The sequence below is a fragment of the Rhizobium sp. 01L410 genome (genome assembly GCF_056400165.1).
The window spans coordinates 307,807-323,023 of the sequence record NZ_JBFTST010000007.1; the positions used below are offsets into that span (position 1 = coordinate 307,807).

18 protein-coding genes are annotated in these 15,217 nt (G+C 62.3%); 9 read left to right on the forward strand and 9 right to left on the reverse strand.

The annotated features are described in order from the left end of the window. The first annotated feature begins 321 nt into the window (after positions 1 to 321). The 4 genes from AC1DV9_RS17805 (at position 322) to AC1DV9_RS17820 (ending at position 3,501) form a co-directional block, all read left to right on the forward strand. Positions 322 to 903 carry a chromate transporter gene (locus AC1DV9_RS17805; RefSeq protein WP_477949461.1) on the forward strand — a complete coding sequence of 194 codons (582 nt, stop codon included), beginning with the start codon at positions 322 to 324 and terminating at the stop codon, positions 901 to 903. Further along, the gene (locus AC1DV9_RS17810) at positions 896 to 1,435 is read left to right on the forward strand and encodes a chromate transporter (protein ID WP_477949463.1); all 540 of its coding nucleotides are present in this window, start codon (positions 896 to 898) and stop codon (positions 1,433 to 1,435) included. Before AC1DV9_RS17805 ends, AC1DV9_RS17810 begins: the two co-directional genes overlap by 8 nt. Positions 1,436 to 1,549: 114 nt before the next feature. Continuing rightward, positions 1,550 to 2,419 (forward strand): substrate-binding domain-containing protein, encoded by an 870-nt coding sequence (locus tag AC1DV9_RS17815; RefSeq protein WP_477949465.1) that lies wholly within the window; start codon positions 1,550 to 1,552, stop codon positions 2,417 to 2,419. Positions 2,420 to 2,460: 41 nt separating this feature from the next. Beyond that, a complete protein-coding gene (locus tag AC1DV9_RS17820) occupies positions 2,461 to 3,501 on the forward strand; it encodes an amidohydrolase family protein (RefSeq protein ID WP_477949467.1) in 1,041 nt (346 codons plus the stop codon). An 11-nt stretch (positions 3,502 to 3,512) separates the two neighbouring features. Here AC1DV9_RS17820 and AC1DV9_RS17825 read toward each other — a convergent pair whose 3' ends face one another. Further along, on the reverse strand, positions 3,513 to 3,809 hold the full coding sequence (locus AC1DV9_RS17825) for a hypothetical protein (protein WP_477949468.1): 297 nt from the start codon (positions 3,807 to 3,809) through the stop codon (positions 3,513 to 3,515). A gap of 155 nt (positions 3,810 to 3,964) precedes the next feature. On the opposite strand from AC1DV9_RS17825, the gene AC1DV9_RS17830 reads away from it, so the two are divergent. The 3 genes from AC1DV9_RS17830 to AC1DV9_RS17840 are packed head-to-tail and all read left to right on the forward strand — an operon-like array spanning position 3,965 to position 6,630. Further along, positions 3,965 to 5,074 carry a zinc-dependent alcohol dehydrogenase gene (locus tag AC1DV9_RS17830; RefSeq protein ID WP_112540626.1) on the forward strand — a complete coding sequence of 370 codons (1,110 nt, stop codon included), beginning with the start codon at positions 3,965 to 3,967 and terminating at the stop codon, positions 5,072 to 5,074. A gap of 10 nt (positions 5,075 to 5,084) precedes the next feature. After that, positions 5,085 to 5,762 (forward strand): RraA family protein, encoded by a 678-nt coding sequence (locus AC1DV9_RS17835; protein WP_477949469.1) that lies wholly within the window; start codon positions 5,085 to 5,087, stop codon positions 5,760 to 5,762. A 22-nt stretch (positions 5,763 to 5,784) separates the two neighbouring features. Continuing rightward, positions 5,785 to 6,630, forward strand: a complete 846-nt coding sequence (locus AC1DV9_RS17840) for an alpha/beta fold hydrolase (RefSeq protein ID WP_477949471.1) — start codon at positions 5,785 to 5,787, stop codon at positions 6,628 to 6,630. A gap of 3 nt (positions 6,631 to 6,633) precedes the next feature. Here AC1DV9_RS17840 and AC1DV9_RS17845 read toward each other — a convergent pair whose 3' ends face one another. Continuing rightward, positions 6,634 to 7,554: a LysR family transcriptional regulator gene (locus AC1DV9_RS17845; protein WP_477949473.1), complete on the reverse strand. Its 921-nt coding sequence runs from the start codon at positions 7,552 to 7,554 to the stop codon at positions 6,634 to 6,636. A 213-nt stretch (positions 7,555 to 7,767) separates the two neighbouring features. Between AC1DV9_RS17845 and AC1DV9_RS17850 the strand changes: the two genes are divergently transcribed. Then, positions 7,768 to 8,367 (forward strand): HupE/UreJ family protein, encoded by a 600-nt coding sequence (locus AC1DV9_RS17850; protein ID WP_477949474.1) that lies wholly within the window; start codon positions 7,768 to 7,770, stop codon positions 8,365 to 8,367. A gap of 75 nt (positions 8,368 to 8,442) precedes the next feature. Here the strand turns inward: AC1DV9_RS17850 and AC1DV9_RS17855 are convergent, their stop codons facing one another. The 7 genes from AC1DV9_RS17855 to AC1DV9_RS17885 form a co-directional block, all read right to left on the reverse strand. After that, positions 8,443 to 8,646, reverse strand: coding sequence for a hypothetical protein (locus tag AC1DV9_RS17855; protein WP_477949475.1), 204 nt, complete (start codon positions 8,644 to 8,646; stop codon positions 8,443 to 8,445). 123 nt (positions 8,647 to 8,769) lie between these two features. Further along, a complete protein-coding gene (locus AC1DV9_RS17860; RefSeq protein WP_477831671.1) occupies positions 8,770 to 9,768 on the reverse strand; it encodes a substrate-binding domain-containing protein in 999 nt (332 codons plus the stop codon). A 199-nt stretch (positions 9,769 to 9,967) separates the two neighbouring features. Next, positions 9,968 to 10,900: a LysR family transcriptional regulator gene (locus AC1DV9_RS17865; protein WP_477949476.1), complete on the reverse strand. Its 933-nt coding sequence runs from the start codon at positions 10,898 to 10,900 to the stop codon at positions 9,968 to 9,970. A gap of 1 nt (position 10,901) precedes the next feature. After that, on the reverse strand, positions 10,902 to 11,912 hold the full coding sequence (locus tag AC1DV9_RS17870) for an FAD-binding oxidoreductase (protein ID WP_477949478.1): 1,011 nt from the start codon (positions 11,910 to 11,912) through the stop codon (positions 10,902 to 10,904). A gap of 13 nt (positions 11,913 to 11,925) precedes the next feature. After that, positions 11,926 to 12,750 (reverse strand): IclR family transcriptional regulator, encoded by an 825-nt coding sequence (locus tag AC1DV9_RS17875; RefSeq protein WP_442207789.1) that lies wholly within the window; start codon positions 12,748 to 12,750, stop codon positions 11,926 to 11,928. A gap of 88 nt (positions 12,751 to 12,838) precedes the next feature. Then, entirely contained in the window at positions 12,839 to 13,363 is a 525-nt protein-coding gene (locus AC1DV9_RS17880) for a hypothetical protein (RefSeq protein WP_477949480.1), read from the reverse strand. Positions 13,364 to 13,391: 28 nt separating this feature from the next. Further along, on the reverse strand, positions 13,392 to 14,678 hold the full coding sequence (locus AC1DV9_RS17885; protein WP_477949482.1) for an aromatic ring-hydroxylating dioxygenase subunit alpha: 1,287 nt from the start codon (positions 14,676 to 14,678) through the stop codon (positions 13,392 to 13,394). Between the two features lie 207 nt (positions 14,679 to 14,885). Here AC1DV9_RS17885 and AC1DV9_RS17890 point away from each other — a divergent pair, with 207 nt between their 5' ends. Beyond that, positions 14,886 to 15,203 (forward strand): non-heme iron oxygenase ferredoxin subunit, encoded by a 318-nt coding sequence (locus tag AC1DV9_RS17890; protein WP_112390196.1) that lies wholly within the window; start codon positions 14,886 to 14,888, stop codon positions 15,201 to 15,203. Positions 15,204 to 15,217 lie beyond the last annotated feature (14 nt).

Sequence of the window (15,217 nt, forward strand, 5' to 3'; positions counted from 1 at the left end):
CGTTTAGCGGAACACAATTTAAGCCATTGTTTAAAAACGGTTTTATTCGAGAATACGGTCGATTTTCACATATTGCAACGGCAACAAAAGGCTTCGTGTAGCGATTTTCTGCTGAGCAGCACGAGCTGCGGATACCGCGTCTTTTTGCCAGCCTAAAAGCCTCATCCTGCTGTGAAAACCACCGGCGAACGCCGCTGACGGTAAGTTTTCCTTACTGTGCGGCTAAGCCGAAATGGCGTGGACTTCGCCCGATGGCACGGCGCATCCTTGAATGCCGCCACCCGGGATTCCGGACAGGGCAGCCATTCAAGGGAGGCCGATTTGGACAAGCCGGTAGAAGCTCATCTGCGCGAAAAGGAGAAGGTGCCTCTCTCCGATCTGCTGATCTCGTTCCTGCGCTTGGGCGCCTCGTCCTTCGGTGGCGGCGTCTCCGGCTGGACCCATCGCGAGATCGTCGAGCGCCGCGGCTGGCTGGACGAGGACAATTTCCTGAAGACGCTGACCATCGCCCAGATCCTGCCCGGCGCCAATCCGGTCAATCTCGCCGTCTATATCGGCCTGAAGCTGCGCGGCTGGACGGGCGCGGTGCTTGCCTTCACGGGCATGCTGGCGCCCGCCTTCACCGTCATCCTGATCATGAGTTTCTTCTATGAACAGATAAACGGCTACGAGGCGGCCCATACCGTGCTGCGCGGACTTGCCTGCGTCGGCATCGCCTCGTCGCTGACCATGGGCATCAAAACAGGCAAGCGGCTGCGCAGGCACGCCGTGCCGATCCTCATCGCCGTCGCCGTCTTCGTCACCGTCGGCGTGCTGCGCTGGCCGCTGGTGCCTGTCGTTGCCGTCAGCATTCCACTGAGCATCCTCGCCGCCTTCTTCGTCAAGGAGAAGAAAAATGGATGACGCCAAGCTCCTCAATCTCGTGCTGCTCTGCATACCCTTGTCGCTCGTCTCCTTCGGCGGCGGCCAGTCGATCATCGCCGGACTGCAGCACCAGACGGTCGACGTGCTCGGCATGCTGACCCCGCGCGCCTTCACCGATTTCTATGCCATATCCCGCGCCGCCCCTGGACCCGGCACCCTGATTCTCGCCCTGATCGGCTGGCACCTCGACGGCCTCACCGGCGCGCTGGTCGCGACGCTGGCGATCTTCCTGCCCTCCTCGCTGCTCGTCTGCGTCTGCGGCAGCATCTGGCACAAGCACCGCGCCTCGCCCTGGATCATCGCCGCCGAACGCGGCCTGGCACCGGTTGCCGCCGGGCTGATCTTCGCCGGCGGCTACACCGTCGCCCAATCGGCGCATCTGAACTGGATCGAAGCAGGCACCGTTGCGGCTGCAATTGGCCTGCTGCTCTTCACCAAGATCGGCCCCTACCCGATCCTCGCCACAGCAGCAGCCGGCTACTACCTGCTGAGCCTTCGCGGTTACGCCTGAAAGCACCCATCTGAAAAATCGCCCGAACCGGAATTGACCGGCGGGCATTTCGCGGTATTATTTTAAATCAGAACATCGTTCCACATAAAGGAACAATCGATCCGGGAGGGTTCGATGGCGGATAAACTGCTTCTGCGCACGGCGCTGGGAAAACACGCACACGTCAAACCGCTCGTCGATGGCCGCGTCTCGTCCACGCGTATCGATTTCGATTTCCGCGACTACGAACCGCTGCCCAAGGGGTTCCGCGCCATGGTGCGTGGCGATGAGCTCGACGTTTCGGAACTGGCCGTCGTCACCCATCTTCTGGCGCACCATTACCGCAAGCCGCTAACCGGCATCGCCATTCCCCTCTGGAGCCGCCTGCCCCACGCCAATCTCGTCTGTCCCACCGGTTCCAGCATCCGCGAGCCGAAGGACCTCAACGGCACGACGGTCGGCGTGCGCGCCTATGCCCAGACCTCCGGCGTATGGGTCCGCGGCATCGTCAAGGACGACTACGGCGTCGATCTGAATAGTATCACCTGGCTGACGATGGAGGACGCCCATCTCAGCGAATATACCGACCCCGGGAATACCCTGCGCAACACCAAGCCGACAGGCCTGCGCGACCTGATGATGGCGGGTGAGCTCTCGGCGATCATGGGCGAACGCACCGTCGATCCCTCCGGCATCCGCACCGTCGTTCCCGATGGCGACAAGGCCGCCGAAGCGTGGATCGCCCGCACCGGCATCGTACCCATCAACCACGTCCTGACGGTCCGCAACGATCTGCTTGCCGAACACAGCTGGCTGGCGGGAGAACTGATGGAATTGTTCGAGGAGGCCCGGCGCATCTCGATCGCCGAGGATGGCGCGACACCGCCGCCGGCCTATGGCCTCGAGGAAAACCGCCGCTCGCTGCAGCTTGCTTTCGATTATTCCGCCGACCAGCGGATCACGCCACGGCGCTACGAGGTCGATGAACTGTTCGTCCGCATCTGAGGACGCCGGATCATCGCCCCTGGCGCAAGGAGGATTGCCCCATGATCATCGACATTCACGGACATTACACCACCGAGCCGCAGGCGCTTCACCAGTTCCGCGACAAGCAGCTTGCCGGTCTCGCCGACGCCATGCGACGGCCGACCAGCACCGATCTCGGCATCTCCGACGACATGCTGCGTGAATCCGTCGCCCCGCAGCTGAAGTTCCAGCAGGAACGCGGCAGCGACCTGACGATCTTTTCGCCGCGCGCCGCCGGCATGGCTCATCACGTCGGCACCGAGGCGGTGAGCATGCAATGGTCGTCGATGTCCAACGACCTGATCCATCGTATCTGCAAGCTGCTTCCCGACAATTTCGCCGCCGTCGGCCAGCTGCCGCAGCATCCGGGCGCCCCGCCGAAGAACTGCATTCCCGAGCTGAAGCGCATCGTGGAAGAACTCGACTTCGTCGGCGTCAACCTTAACCCGGATCCATCAGGCGGCTACTGGACCGACCCGCCGCTGACCGACAGGCAGTGGTACCCGCTATACGAGACGCTCTGCGATCTCGACGTGCCCGCCATGATCCATGTCTCCTCATCCTGCAATGCCTGCTTCCACCACACCGGTGCCCATTATATCAACGGCGACACGACGGCCTTCATGCAGCTGCTGCAGGGTGATCTGTTCAAGGATTTTCCGACACTGAAATTCGTCATCCCGCATGGCGGCGGCGCGGTGCCATTCCACTGGGGGCGCTATCGCGGTCTGGCGCAAGAAATGAAGAAGCCGCTGCTGACGGAGCATCTGCTGAAAAACGTCTTCTTCGACACCTGCGTCTATCACTATCCGGGCATCGAGCTGATGCAGAAGGTGATCCCGGTCGACAACATCCTCTTCGCCTCCGAGATGCTCGGCGCCGTCAAGGGCATCGATCCGGAAACCGGCCATCACTACGACGATACCAAGCGCTATATCGACCAGCTTGGCGATCTCGACGAAATGACCCGCTACAAGATTTTCGAGGGCAACGCCCGCCACGTCTATCCGCGCCTCGACGCCCAGCTGTCGCGCCGCGGCCGCCCGGGCCTGCCGCTATGAGGGCGGCAAGCTCAGCAGCAGGAAAGATCGCCGCTTTCGGTGATGATGGAATTCTTCATCCAGTAGGGCGGCAGGTCTTCGATCGTCACCTCGGCAACCGGCTTGAATGCCTTGAAGGCATGCCGCACGTCCGGCGCCGTCCAGAAGGTCACGATCGTTTCGATCGGCGGACAGCCCGGCAGGCCGCAGGCGACTTCCGCCACCATGACCGCGACGTCGTCGCCGAGGCTGAAACGCTCGCGCGTCCAGTCCTTGATGCGGCGGACGGCATCGATCTTTCCGGCGTTGCGGCTTGCGGTCTTCAGCATGGTTTCCGGCTGGGTTTTGTGGCGCCGAACGGGCGTCTCTCTGAACGCAGCATAGGGCGCGCCGGCGCCGGTTGTCAAAATGGTTTGTCGAAACTGCGGACCATCCGCGCGGCATCTGAGCCGCCGGTCGATCGTCCGATCCAAGGGAGTGAAGCATGACTGAGAAGGTTCTCGCCGCGGTCCGCACCGGACCGAGCATCATGGATTTCCGCGAATTTCCGATGCCCGACGTGCCTGAAGACGCCGCCCTTCTGAAGATGGAAGTGGCCGGCATCTGCGGCACCGACGTCAAGCTGTTCAAGACGCCGCCGAACAATGCCCCGACGATCATGGGCCATGAGAATATCGGCTACATCGCCAAGGCCGGCCGCGAGTTCACCCGCCGCAAGGGCTTCAAGGAAGGCGACCTCGTCTTCGTCGAGCACTATGTCATGTGCGGCAAGTGCCAGTGGTGCCATCAGGGCCAGTACCGCCATTGCGAAAACACCGACTGGCGCAACAACCCCGAAAGCATCCGCTACGGCTACACCTCGGCCGAGCGCGCACCGCATCTCTGGGGCGGCTTCGCGCAATATGTCTATCTTCCCTGGAATGCCGTCGTCCACCGCGTGCCCAAGGGCGTAACGCCGGAGCTTGCCGGTCTGGTCACCCCGATGGCGAACGGCGTGGAATGGTCGCTGTTCGACAGCAATGTCGGCTATAACTCGACCGTCCTCATCCAGGGACCGGGCCAGCAGGGCCTGTCCCAGACGGTGATCTGCAAGCAGGCCGGCGCCTCGCTGATCATCGTCACCGGGACGACCAAGGACACGGCGCGCCTCGAAGTCGCCAAGCAGCTCGGCGCCGACTACGTCATCGACGTCCAGAAGGAAGATCCGCTCGCCCGCATCATGGAAATCACCGGGGGCAAGGGTGTCGATATCTCGCTCGACTGTACGGCAGGCGCCGGCACCATCCCGATCCTGCTCGGCGTTGAAGCCTTGGTCAGAAAGGCAGGTACCATCCTCGTCCAGGGCGAGATGAAGGAATTCCCGAACTTCCCGCTGGAGAAGGTCACCACCAAGGCGATCACCATCAAGAGCGCCCGCGGCCACAGCTACCGGGCCTGCGAACTGGCACTCGAGCAGATCGCCTCCAACCGCTTCCCGCTGGAAAAGATCACCACCCACAAGTTCGGCCTGAAGGACGCGGCGCTTGCCATAGAGTCGGTCGGCGGCAAGGGCGTGCCCGATGTCATCCACGCATCCCTGATGCCCTGGGAATAAGGAGAGCCTCATGACCATCGGTTTCAGAATTGCCGAGCGCACCCGGAAGGTCGATGCGGAGACCATCGAGAAGTTCCGGACCATCCCGGTCGCCAATGTCAGCGATGTGATGTCGCGCATGACGGCGGGTGGCCCCGGTCTTCGCCCGATGCACGCCTCCGGCCAGATGTCGGGTGCGGCCTTCACCGTGAAGACGCGGCCCGGCGACAATCTGATGATCCACAAGGCGCTGCTGATGGCCGGCCCCGGCGACGTCATCGTCGTCGATGCCGGCGGCGATCTCACCAATGCGCTTGTTGGCGAGATGATGCTGTCGCACGCCATGAAGATCGGCGTCACGGGCGTCGTCATCAACGGCGCGGTGCGCGACTACGGATGGATCAAGGCCGGGACCTTCCCGGTCTTTGCCGCCGGCATCACCCATCGCGGCCCCTACAAGGATGGCCCGGGCGAGATCAACGTGCCGATCGCCTTCGGCGGCATGGTGATCAATCCCGGCGACCTCGTCATCGGCGATGACGACGGCCTGCTCTGCGTGCCCTACGGCATCACCGAGGAAATCTATACGCAGGCCAAAGCCAAGAACGAAGCGGAAGCCAGAACCGTGGCCAACACCATGGCCGGCAAGCTCGATCCGAAACTCTGGGTCGACGAAAGCCTTCGCAAGCTCGGCTGCGAAGGTCTGTAAGACAGAAACGGGGGTGGAATTCATGGCAACCGCAGTCATCGACGGCATCAGCACGCGCTACGAGATCATCGGCAGCGGACCGCCGCTCTTGATGTTCTCGCCCGGCGGCTTCGACGCGACGGTCGAGAAATGGCGCACGCAAGGCATTTACGTAGTGACCCAGTTTCTGGAGCACCTGCCCTCGCATTTCACCTGCATCGTCTTCGACCGGCGCGAGACCGGCCAGTCGGGCGGCCGCGTCGAGCGCGTCACCTGGCGCGACTATGTCAAGCAGGCGACCGGCCTGCTCGACCATCTCGGCATCGACAAGGCCCATATCATGGGCGGCTGCATGGGTTGCAGCGTGGCGATGGCGATGGCGACGCAGGCGCCTGAGCGTGTCGACAAGATGGTGTTGTTCTGGCCCGTCGGCGGCGCCCGCTACCGCATGACCGGGCATCAGCGCTTCGCCGAACATCTGGCCTTCGTTCAGCAGAACGGCCTTGAAGCCGTCGTTGCGCTGTCGAAGGAAAGCAACAAGGCCTTCGGCGCCGATCCGCGCGGCGGCCCCTGGATCTCGGTGCTGCGTCATGACGCGGAATTCGCCAAGCACTATGCCAAGCTCGATGTCGATGCCTACAAGGCGATCGTAGCGGGCATGCCGCGCGGCCTCATCGACCGCGACACCTCGCCGGGTGCCGAACCGGAGGATCTCGTCCGCCTGGATATCAAGACGCTGATCATCCCCGGTGCCGACTTCTCGCACGCGACATCGGCCGCCCGCTACCTGCAGGAATGCATTCCGGGCTCGGATTACTGGGATATCCCGGTGCCGCAGCTGACGGCCGAAAACACCAATGCTCGGGTGATCGATTTCCTGAAGGCGTAAACCTCAGGATGGCAGCGCTTCCGGGAGGAACTGGCCGCTATGACGGGTCAGGAACTCCTGGAAAGCGGTCATCACCGGGGTCATCGCCCGGTCCGTGCGGCTGACGGCAAACCACTGCCGCCGGATCGGCAGGCCGGCAACATCGAGGATCGCGATCTTGCCCGCCTGCACTTCCTCGGCAACGCTGTGGGCCGCCAGAAAGGCAAGCCCGGTATCGGCCATGACGGCGCGCTTGATATCCTCGACAAGCTCCATCTCGGTATTCGGCCCTGCCGCCCGTCCCGGGATTTCCGCCATGAAGCGCTCGAACCAGATCCGCGTGCTGGAACCCGAGCCGCGGACGATGAAATGCTCGCCGGCGATATCGGCCTTGGAAATCCCGTGCTGGCCGACCAGCGGATGGTGCGGGGGCGCAACGACGACCAGCGAATGCTCGCCGAAGATCGCCGCACGCACCGAGATATCGCGCGGCGGACGGCCGACCAGGGCGATATCGATCGTCCGGTTCTTCAGCCGTTCGATCGTCTCCGTCCGCCGGTCGATGATCAGATCGAGATCGATATCGGGAAACTCGGCGGCAAAGGCGTTCTGCATGGCGCTGGCGAAATAGCGCACGGTCGAGACGGCGCCGACGGCGATCCGGCCGCGCTTGACGCCCTTGAAGGCATTGATCTCGTCGCCGAGCAGCTGCAGCCGGTCTTCGATATCGCGGGCGGCAGAGAGAACCGCCCTGCCCGCTTCGGTCGGATACATGCCGTGGGCCATGCGCTCGAAGAGCTGAACACCCGCCTCCGCCTCCAGCTGTTTCAGCTGCAGGGTAACGGCCGGAGCGGTCAGTCCGAGCACTTTCGCAGCCTCGACGATCTTGCCATGAGTTTCGATGGCAAGAAGCGACCTCAGCTGACGAAAGCTTATATTTTTCATGGAAATGACGATAAAAAAACTTAACGCAGGTGTAAAGAGATTAAAATTTACTTCAGTGCGATCAGGGCATAGCGTCGATCTCATGCGGGTGTGTTGTTTTTCGCGTCGCGGAGGACGGATCTACGGCAAACGACCCCTTGCTTTATCATCACATGTTGGCGACCCTGCCCCATCGAAATACGCCGCCAACGCCGAACCCAGGAGGGAAATGACATGAGACAATCACTGAAGAGCGGGCTTCTTGCCTTGATCGCCGCCGCCATTCCGGCCGCAGCCTATGCCCATCCGGCGATTGGAGAGGCCGCAGGCTTCAGCCACGGATTTGCCCATCCGATGACCGGTCTCGATCACGTCCTGGCAATGGTCATGGTCGGCGTTCTCGCCTTCCAGCTCGGCGGCCGCGCCACTTGGCTGCTGCCCGCAACCTTCGTGCTGGTCATGGCCTTCGGCGGCGCGCTCGGCATGGCAGGCGTCAACGTTCCCTTCGTCGAAATCGGCATCGCGCTGTCCGTGATCGTGCTCGGCGCCGTCGTTGCCTTGAACATCAAGGCTCCGGTTGCCGCAGCGATGGCCGTCGTCGGCCTCTTCGCCGTCTTCCATGGCCACGCCCACGGCGCCGAAATGCCTGAAAACGCTGCCGGCCTCACCTACGCTGCGGGCTTCATGATGGCGACCGCCATCCTGCACATGGCCGGCCTTGCACTCGGCTTCGCCATCGGCCGCGGCGGCGAGCGCAGCGGCTTCCTGGCAACCCGCCTCGCCGGCGGCTTCGCCACGATCGCGGGCGTCGGCATCCTGACCGGCCTGATCTGACCCATCATCCGAAACGAGAAAGGGCTGCGATCCCGGGATCGCAGCCCTTTTTTGATTCAGGCAGTCAGTGTGAAATCAGCGGCGCTTGTAGGTGCGCTTGAAAGCCGTCTCGTCGATGCTGAGCGTGTGGAGCGCTGCCGTATTCGGCGCGCGGCGCTCGCGGCGGGCCATCGAGCATTCATGCGCGGCGCTGACCAGGCTCATCGTTTCGAACAGACCGCCGAAAGCGCTGCGGACCCAGTCCGTACGGCCGGTGCTGCGATAAGTGGTAGCGGTCATCTCGATCATCTCCGTCTATTGTGCGCTGCATATAACTTGACAGCGGCAATCCGGAAAGACCTGACAGCACAGAGCAGCCATACGGATTCCGCATAGCGGAACCTCGTTCTGCATCAGGAGCGATCAGATGACGAAATTCTCCATGGTCTCAGGAACGAAGATATCTTCGGGCTGCAGCCGCCGCTTCGACAGGCCCTGCTCATGCGAATAGCGCAGGAACGTGTCGAGCGTCCGGCGGTTCTGCTTGAAGCCGTAGCTCCAGTAATCGTCGCCCATGATGCGGCGAGCCTCTTCCACATGGGCATTCAGCCAGGGAAGCATCACCTTCAGCGCCGCCGTCTCCTCGAGATCGCGATAGATGCGCGCCTGCGCCTCGGCAAACGCCTTGTAGAGAGACTGGGCAATCCAGCGATGCCGCTCGTAGATTTCGCGGCGGATGACGATCGTATGCATGATCGGGAAGATTTCGGTCTTGCGGAAATAGTCGCGCTCCACCTCGACGAAATCCTCGAACAGCCGCTTCACATGACAGCCGTCATAGGACGATGGCTTGCGGGCCGTGAACAGCGCATCGATCTCGCCTTCGCGGATCATCGCCGACAGGGTCTGCTGCGGCCCGATGCGCTTGACGTTGATATAGGACGGCAGGTTGAGCGGCAGCTTTTCCGGCCGGTTCGGCTGCTCTTCGCCACCGGTATAATGGGTGACGTCATCGACCTTCACACCGTATTCGTCCGAGAGAATGCCCCGGATCCAGACCGGCGCGGTCATCTGATATTCAGGACTGCCGACCCGCTTGCCGATCAGATCGGTGGGATTGCGGATGCCGGCTGTCGAATTCACATAGATCGACGAATGCCGGAAGTAGCGCGACGGAAAGACCGGAATGGCGACAAAAGGCTGCTCTTCGGTGAAATGCGAGAGCACATAGGATGACAGCGACATCTCGGCGATGTCGAACTCCTTGTGGCGGAGCATGCGGAAGAAGGTCTCTTCGACCGGCATATTCAGATAGACGAGATCGATACCGTCAGGCACGACCGTGCGGTCCATCAGCGCGCGCGTGCGGTCATAATTCCAGCAGCCGAAGGACAAACGAAGCGACGATGTCAGATTACTCACTCCCCAACAGCCGGACGTGAATCAAAACCTGACATCCTCCTGTCAAGTTGCTGATCATCAAAGACAATCGGCGATCCGCTCACCCACCGGATTTCTCAGTTCCGGTGAACGCCCTTCCACATTCGAGAGAGATCATCGGGCCCGGTCGGGCAAATGTCCAAGATAAATCATATTGTCCAGCTCATACGAAAATCGCTGATCAATCCTCGATGACGCGATCGATCGGATGGGCATAGGGACCGATCGCCGCGGCAAGACGCTCGACCATATTGTAGATGAAGCCATGGAACAGCCGCTCGTCCGCCAGCCCCTTGTGCGAGGCATGGGCGAGAAACAGCGTCAGCTTCACATCCGGCCGCTCGATGCGCCGGGCGACCAGTTCGCCGGAGCGGATTTCCTCCGAGACGATGCCATAGGGCATGATGCTCTGCGCCACGCCATGTGAGATCAGCGCCTTGATCGCCTCCATCGACTGCACCTGATAGGTGATCTTGACATCGACGGAGAGACGCGACGCCGTCTCATGGACGCGCCGCCAGATGATGTCGCGGTTCGACACCAGTGCCAGATCGCCGGCGACAGCATGGCGGAAGGAGACGTCCTGCTCCGCATCCTTGCCATCGGGCGCCGAGATCAGAAGCAGATCTTCCTCCATCAGCGCGATGCGCCTGAGGCCGGGGCTGTCGTCGATGTCATAGGCCAGCACATAGTCGAGTTCGCCGCGCTCCAGCGCATCGGTCAGCACGAAGCTCAATTCCTCGACGACGTGAAGCGCTATACCCGGGAGCTGCTCGTTGGCGGCGACCAAAAGATCGGTGCCGATTAGTTTCAGGATCGACGGCGTGGCGCCGAGGCGCACCCGCACCTTCTCGCCGCCGAGCGAGATCAGGTCGCGCCGCGTCTCCTCGATCCGCTGCAGGATTTCCCGCGCCCGATCGTAAAGCAGCATGCCCGCAGGTGTGGCGCTGACGCCGCGCGAATGGCGGTCGAGAAGCTGGATCTGCAGCGAATCCTCGAGATTGCGGATCTGGATGCCGAGCGCCGTCTGGGCAAGGTTCAGCTGTTCGGCGGCGCGCGTGATGTTGCCGACTTCGACGACCTTGACGAAATATGCGAGCTGACGGAGCTTCATCTTAGTAGAACTGGTCGAAATGGACCTGGCCCTGCGGGACGCCGAGGTCGATGAGCATTTTCTGGATCGCCTGGCCCATCATCGGCGGACCGGCGAAATAGATCTCGCATTCGGGCAGGCGCTCGGCAAAGAGCCTGGCGGCGACCTCATGAACGAAGCCGCGATAGCCATCCCAGCCGTCATCTTCGGCGGGCATGCCTGAAACAACCGGATGATAATGCAGCGTGCTGCCGAAGCCCGGCAGCTCTTCCAGCATTTCCCGGCCGCAGATATCGCGCGCCTCGCGGCCGCCATAGATGAAGTCGATCCGCCGCCCGGCAAGCGCTGGCGAAACCGCCGCCGCCCGCGTCACCGAGATCATCGGCGAAAGACCGGAGCCGCCCGCGAGACAGATGATATCGCGCGGCGAATCCTCACGCAGATAGGCCATGCCATAGGGACCGTCGATGCCTATGCGGTCGCCGACCTTGAGCCGGTCGAAGAGCATGGAGGTGGCCACGCCATTCGGCACCTTGCGCACCTGGAAATGCCACTCATCCGGCTGGTCGCCCCGGTTCGCCATCGAATAAGCGCGGCTGCCCTCGACGCCATCGAGCGTCAGCAGCGCATACTGACCGGAAAGGAAGGTCGTCGGCGTATCGAGGCGGAAGCGGAATTCCCGGATATCGTGGGTGATATCGGTGATGCCGGTCAGCACAGCGTCCTGCTTCACCGGCAGATGGGCGCTCTCATATTGCGGCATGAGGCGAAGCTTGACGAGACAGTCGGTCAACGGCCGCGCCTGGCAGCCGAGACGGCGGCCGCGCTGGCGGTCACGGTCGCTCAGACCCGGCGCGTCGGCGCGGAGCTCCTCGATCTCCCCTTCGAGCAGATCGAAACGGCAATTGCCGCAGGAGCCGACATTGCATTCATAGGGAAAGCCGAGACCGGCGCGAATGGCGGATCGCATGATCGTGTCACCGTCGGCGCAGGACCATTTGGTATCGGTCCCGCTCAATGTCATCACGGTCATGCGTTCCTCCTCATCATCTATGTCTGTAACCCGCTCCATGACCGAGACGGGACGAGATCGTTGCCACCGTCTCCAACAGCGGTGGCGCAAATTTTTCGATGGCCTCCAGCGACAGCCGCAGAGACGGCCCCGCTACGCCGACGGCGCCGACGACGGCACCGGTAGAATCCCGGACGGGGGCGGCAATCGCCCGGATACCGGGCTCGCTTTCCTCATCCTCGATGGCAAAGCCGCGCTGGCGGACTTCGGCCAGGATCTCGCGCACCCGCGCGGGATCGGTGATCGTGTGCGACGTGCGCTTGGCGAGCGGACCCGAGAGCACCCGCTCGATCGTCTCCTCCGGCGCGAAGGCGAAGATCGCCCGTCCGACTGCGGTGCAATGGGCGGGCTTGCGCGCACCGAGATCGGACTTGATGCCGACCGCCTGTGGGCTCTCCAAGTCGTAGACATGCATGACTTCGGTATCGGTGGGGATGCCGAGTATGATCGTCTCGCCCGTATGCTTTCTGAGGTCGAAGAGGTATGGACGCGCCTCGTTCGACAGGTTCATGCGGCGGCGTACCAGCGTGCCGAGCCCGAACAGACCGATCCCGAGCCGGTAGCGCTCGGTTTCCGGGTTCTGTTCCAGCAGCCCTTCGGCCACCAGGGTCACGGCCAGACGATGGACCGTGCTCTTCGCCACCTTCAATTTCTGCGCCAGCGCGCTGACCCCGATCTCGACCTCATCCTCCGAAAACGCCTTCAAAAGACGGATGGCCGTGGTGACCGATGACAGGCGGTTGCGGGTCGCAGGGGCGGCCTTTTTGGTGCGTGCCGTTTCCTTCACAGATGCATTCATGGCGTGCGTTTTCCGTCTTTTTGCAAGGAGTAAGGGATCGTCCATAACACAGCTCCTGCAAATACTCACGCCACGCCGAGAACCATTCTCAGACCCTCAAGGCGCTCAGCATCTCGGCCACATATTCGTCGCCGTTCGAGATGACGAGCATGGCCGCAAACGGCCGCATCGCCGTCAGCGTCCGGGCCAGATCGAGCGCTGGAACCTCCTTCGAGCTGACGACCAGACCCGTCGTCATCTTGCTGCGCACGAAGCAGGCATTGCCGATAATCTCGGCCGCCTCCGCCGAGGCACCCGCCGTCGTCAGCATGACTATGACATCGGCATCGGCGATTTCTTCGGCCAGCGTCGTGCGCCGCCCGGAGATTTCCTCCAGCACCGCATCAACAGGCAGCATGTTCAGCGTATCCGTCGCGAACTTCGCCTCGACATAGCGCAGGAAGTGGGCATCGCCGCCCTGATAGCCCGCCGCCAGCCGGTCCAGCGCCGAATGGCTGGTCCGGTCGAGGGCGATGATCCGTGACTTCCGAGGCTTCGAATTCGGATAGTTGATCCGGAAACGGGCTTCTTCCGCTGTCGTTGCGCGGGCGCTTTCGCTCAGTCCGAGTTGCATGGCATCTCTCCCTTGAAGGACGTTGCTGTCAGACGCTGGTTTGCGCCTTGCCCGCAATCACCGTCAGCGCTTCGTCGGCGATATCCGTGTAGGCCTTGTCGGCAGGCAGCACGATGGCAGCCGAGCGAACACGATGATGGGCCGGATCGACGCCGGGGGGCGTGATTCCCTTGTCCTTCAGCGCGCGCGCCGCCCGCATCAGCCGGTGACGCGCCATGATGATGCCGTTGTCCGTCGAGACTAGGTTTTCCTTGGAGCGGTCGACGATCGGACCCATGCTTTCCTGCAGCGATGCGTCCTGCATGGCGATGCCTTCGACGCCGGAATAGGTCGTTCCCTTGCGTTGCGCCTCGCGGTCCATCAGGTAGTCGTTGTCCTTGTTGGCGGCCGGACGGTAGGTGCCGGGAACATAGGCGACGTGAATGCCCTTGCCATCCTTCATCGCCTGGCGCTCTCCCGCCGTCAGCGGCCGGACCGGATGGTAGTCGAAGCTCCAAGCCCAGCAGTTTTCATCGTCGATCGGGATCCAGAAATGGCCGTGAACCGGATGGTCGCCGCGCGGCGGGACCATGGTGAAGGACGGCATGACCCAGGGGGTGATGCGCCAGTAATAGTGGCCCTCCTCGGCATTGCGCCGCGCGCCGATATAGAGGCCGCCGTCCATGTCGGTCACTTCGAAGAATGGGCGGGCATCCGACATGTTGTACTTGTTGCCGCGCGCGCCCTTGAACAGCGGGTCGGAATTCAGGCTGCCGCTGTGGAGCCAGGAAACGTGGCTGGAATCGATGCCGCCTTCCATCGCCTGCAGCCAGTTGCATTCCTGCCAGCGCTTGGAGGTGAAGGTCTGTTCTGCCGGTACCAGCGCGAATTCCCATTCCGGATGCGGCGGCTCCTTGTCGGCAGGGCCCATATAGGTCCAGAGGATGTCGCCGATCTTGATCAGCGGGTAGGACTTCAGTTTGATCTTGCCGCAGTAGCCGCTTTCCTTCGGCTCTGAGGGCACTTCGATGCACTGCCCGGTATTGTCGTATTTCCAGCCGTGATAGGGGCAGCGCAGCCCGCCCTGCTCGTTGCGGCCGAACCACAGCGAGACGCCGCGATGGGCACAGAACTCGTCGATCAGGCCGTAGCGTCCTTCGCTATCACGGAAGGCCAGCAGGCGTTCGCCGAGCAGCTTGATGCGAACAGGCGCGCAGTCGTTGTCCGGCAGCTCCTCGGCCAGCAGCGCCGGGATCCAATAACAGCGGAACATATCCCCCATCGGCGTGCCGGTATCGGTCTGCGTCAACAGGTCGTTCTGTTCTTTCCTGAGCATGACTACTCCTCCTCGAGTGCCCGCGCGGCGAGCCGCAGCGCCGCGCCAAATCCTGTTTCCTCCGGCCGATCGATTTGCGGTTGACCTTCACGCCGGATCGGGTATTTTTATCGCGTGTTCCGTTATACAGAACATCGTTTCGTTTTAAACGCTACATGCTGATTGCACGCTCGTCAAGCGCTGCGCAAGACAAGGGAGGAGATGCGAATGTCGGAAGTGGGTTCCCGGATCAGACTGTGTTCGACCGATGACGTGGATTGGGATAGCGCCATCCGCGTCGAGCAAGGCGATCTGACGCTGGCCGTCTACAACGTGAACGGCACGTTCTACGTGACCGACGACCTCTGTACGCACGGTCCCGGCTCGCTGGCCGAAGGCTATCTCGACGGCTACCACATCGAATGCGACTTCCATAACGGCCAGTTCGACATCCGTACCGGCGAGGTCGTCGCCCCGCCCTGCATGGTCCCGATCAAGACCTACAAGGTCGTCGTCGAAAACAGCGACGTCATGATCGAAGTCTGATCGGCGCGGCTTGC

What these genes read in the sequence shown, in the direction of transcription:
- AC1DV9_RS17810 (WP_477949463.1), top strand. Translation starts at nt 896, where the DNA reads ATGGATGACGCCAAGCTCCTCAATCTCGTGCTGCTCTGCATACCCTTG.
- AC1DV9_RS17875 (WP_442207789.1), bottom strand. Translation starts at nt 12,750, where the DNA reads ATGAATGCATCTGTGAAGGAAACGGCACGCACCAAAAAGGCCGCCCCT.
- AC1DV9_RS17845 (WP_477949473.1), bottom strand. Translation starts at nt 7,554, where the DNA reads ATGAAAAATATAAGCTTTCGTCAGCTGAGGTCGCTTCTTGCCATCGAA.
- AC1DV9_RS17820 (WP_477949467.1), top strand. Translation starts at nt 2,461, where the DNA reads ATGATCATCGACATTCACGGACATTACACCACCGAGCCGCAGGCGCTT.
- AC1DV9_RS17825 (WP_477949468.1), bottom strand. Translation starts at nt 3,809, where the DNA reads ATGCTGAAGACCGCAAGCCGCAACGCCGGAAAGATCGATGCCGTCCGC.
- AC1DV9_RS17870 (WP_477949478.1), bottom strand. Translation starts at nt 11,912, where the DNA reads ATGACCGTGATGACATTGAGCGGGACCGATACCAAATGGTCCTGCGCC.
- AC1DV9_RS17840 (WP_477949471.1), top strand. Translation starts at nt 5,785, where the DNA reads ATGGCAACCGCAGTCATCGACGGCATCAGCACGCGCTACGAGATCATC.
- AC1DV9_RS17890 (WP_112390196.1), top strand. Translation starts at nt 14,886, where the DNA reads ATGTCGGAAGTGGGTTCCCGGATCAGACTGTGTTCGACCGATGACGTG.
- AC1DV9_RS17855 (WP_477949475.1), bottom strand. Translation starts at nt 8,646, where the DNA reads ATGACCGCTACCACTTATCGCAGCACCGGCCGTACGGACTGGGTCCGC.
- AC1DV9_RS17885 (WP_477949482.1), bottom strand. Translation starts at nt 14,678, where the DNA reads ATGCTCAGGAAAGAACAGAACGACCTGTTGACGCAGACCGATACCGGC.
- AC1DV9_RS17815 (WP_477949465.1), top strand. Translation starts at nt 1,550, where the DNA reads ATGGCGGATAAACTGCTTCTGCGCACGGCGCTGGGAAAACACGCACAC.
- AC1DV9_RS17830 (WP_112540626.1), top strand. Translation starts at nt 3,965, where the DNA reads ATGACTGAGAAGGTTCTCGCCGCGGTCCGCACCGGACCGAGCATCATG.
- AC1DV9_RS17865 (WP_477949476.1), bottom strand. Translation starts at nt 10,900, where the DNA reads ATGAAGCTCCGTCAGCTCGCATATTTCGTCAAGGTCGTCGAAGTCGGC.
- AC1DV9_RS17850 (WP_477949474.1), top strand. Translation starts at nt 7,768, where the DNA reads ATGAGACAATCACTGAAGAGCGGGCTTCTTGCCTTGATCGCCGCCGCC.
- AC1DV9_RS17835 (WP_477949469.1), top strand. Translation starts at nt 5,085, where the DNA reads ATGACCATCGGTTTCAGAATTGCCGAGCGCACCCGGAAGGTCGATGCG.
- AC1DV9_RS17880 (WP_477949480.1), bottom strand. Translation starts at nt 13,363, where the DNA reads ATGCAACTCGGACTGAGCGAAAGCGCCCGCGCAACGACAGCGGAAGAA.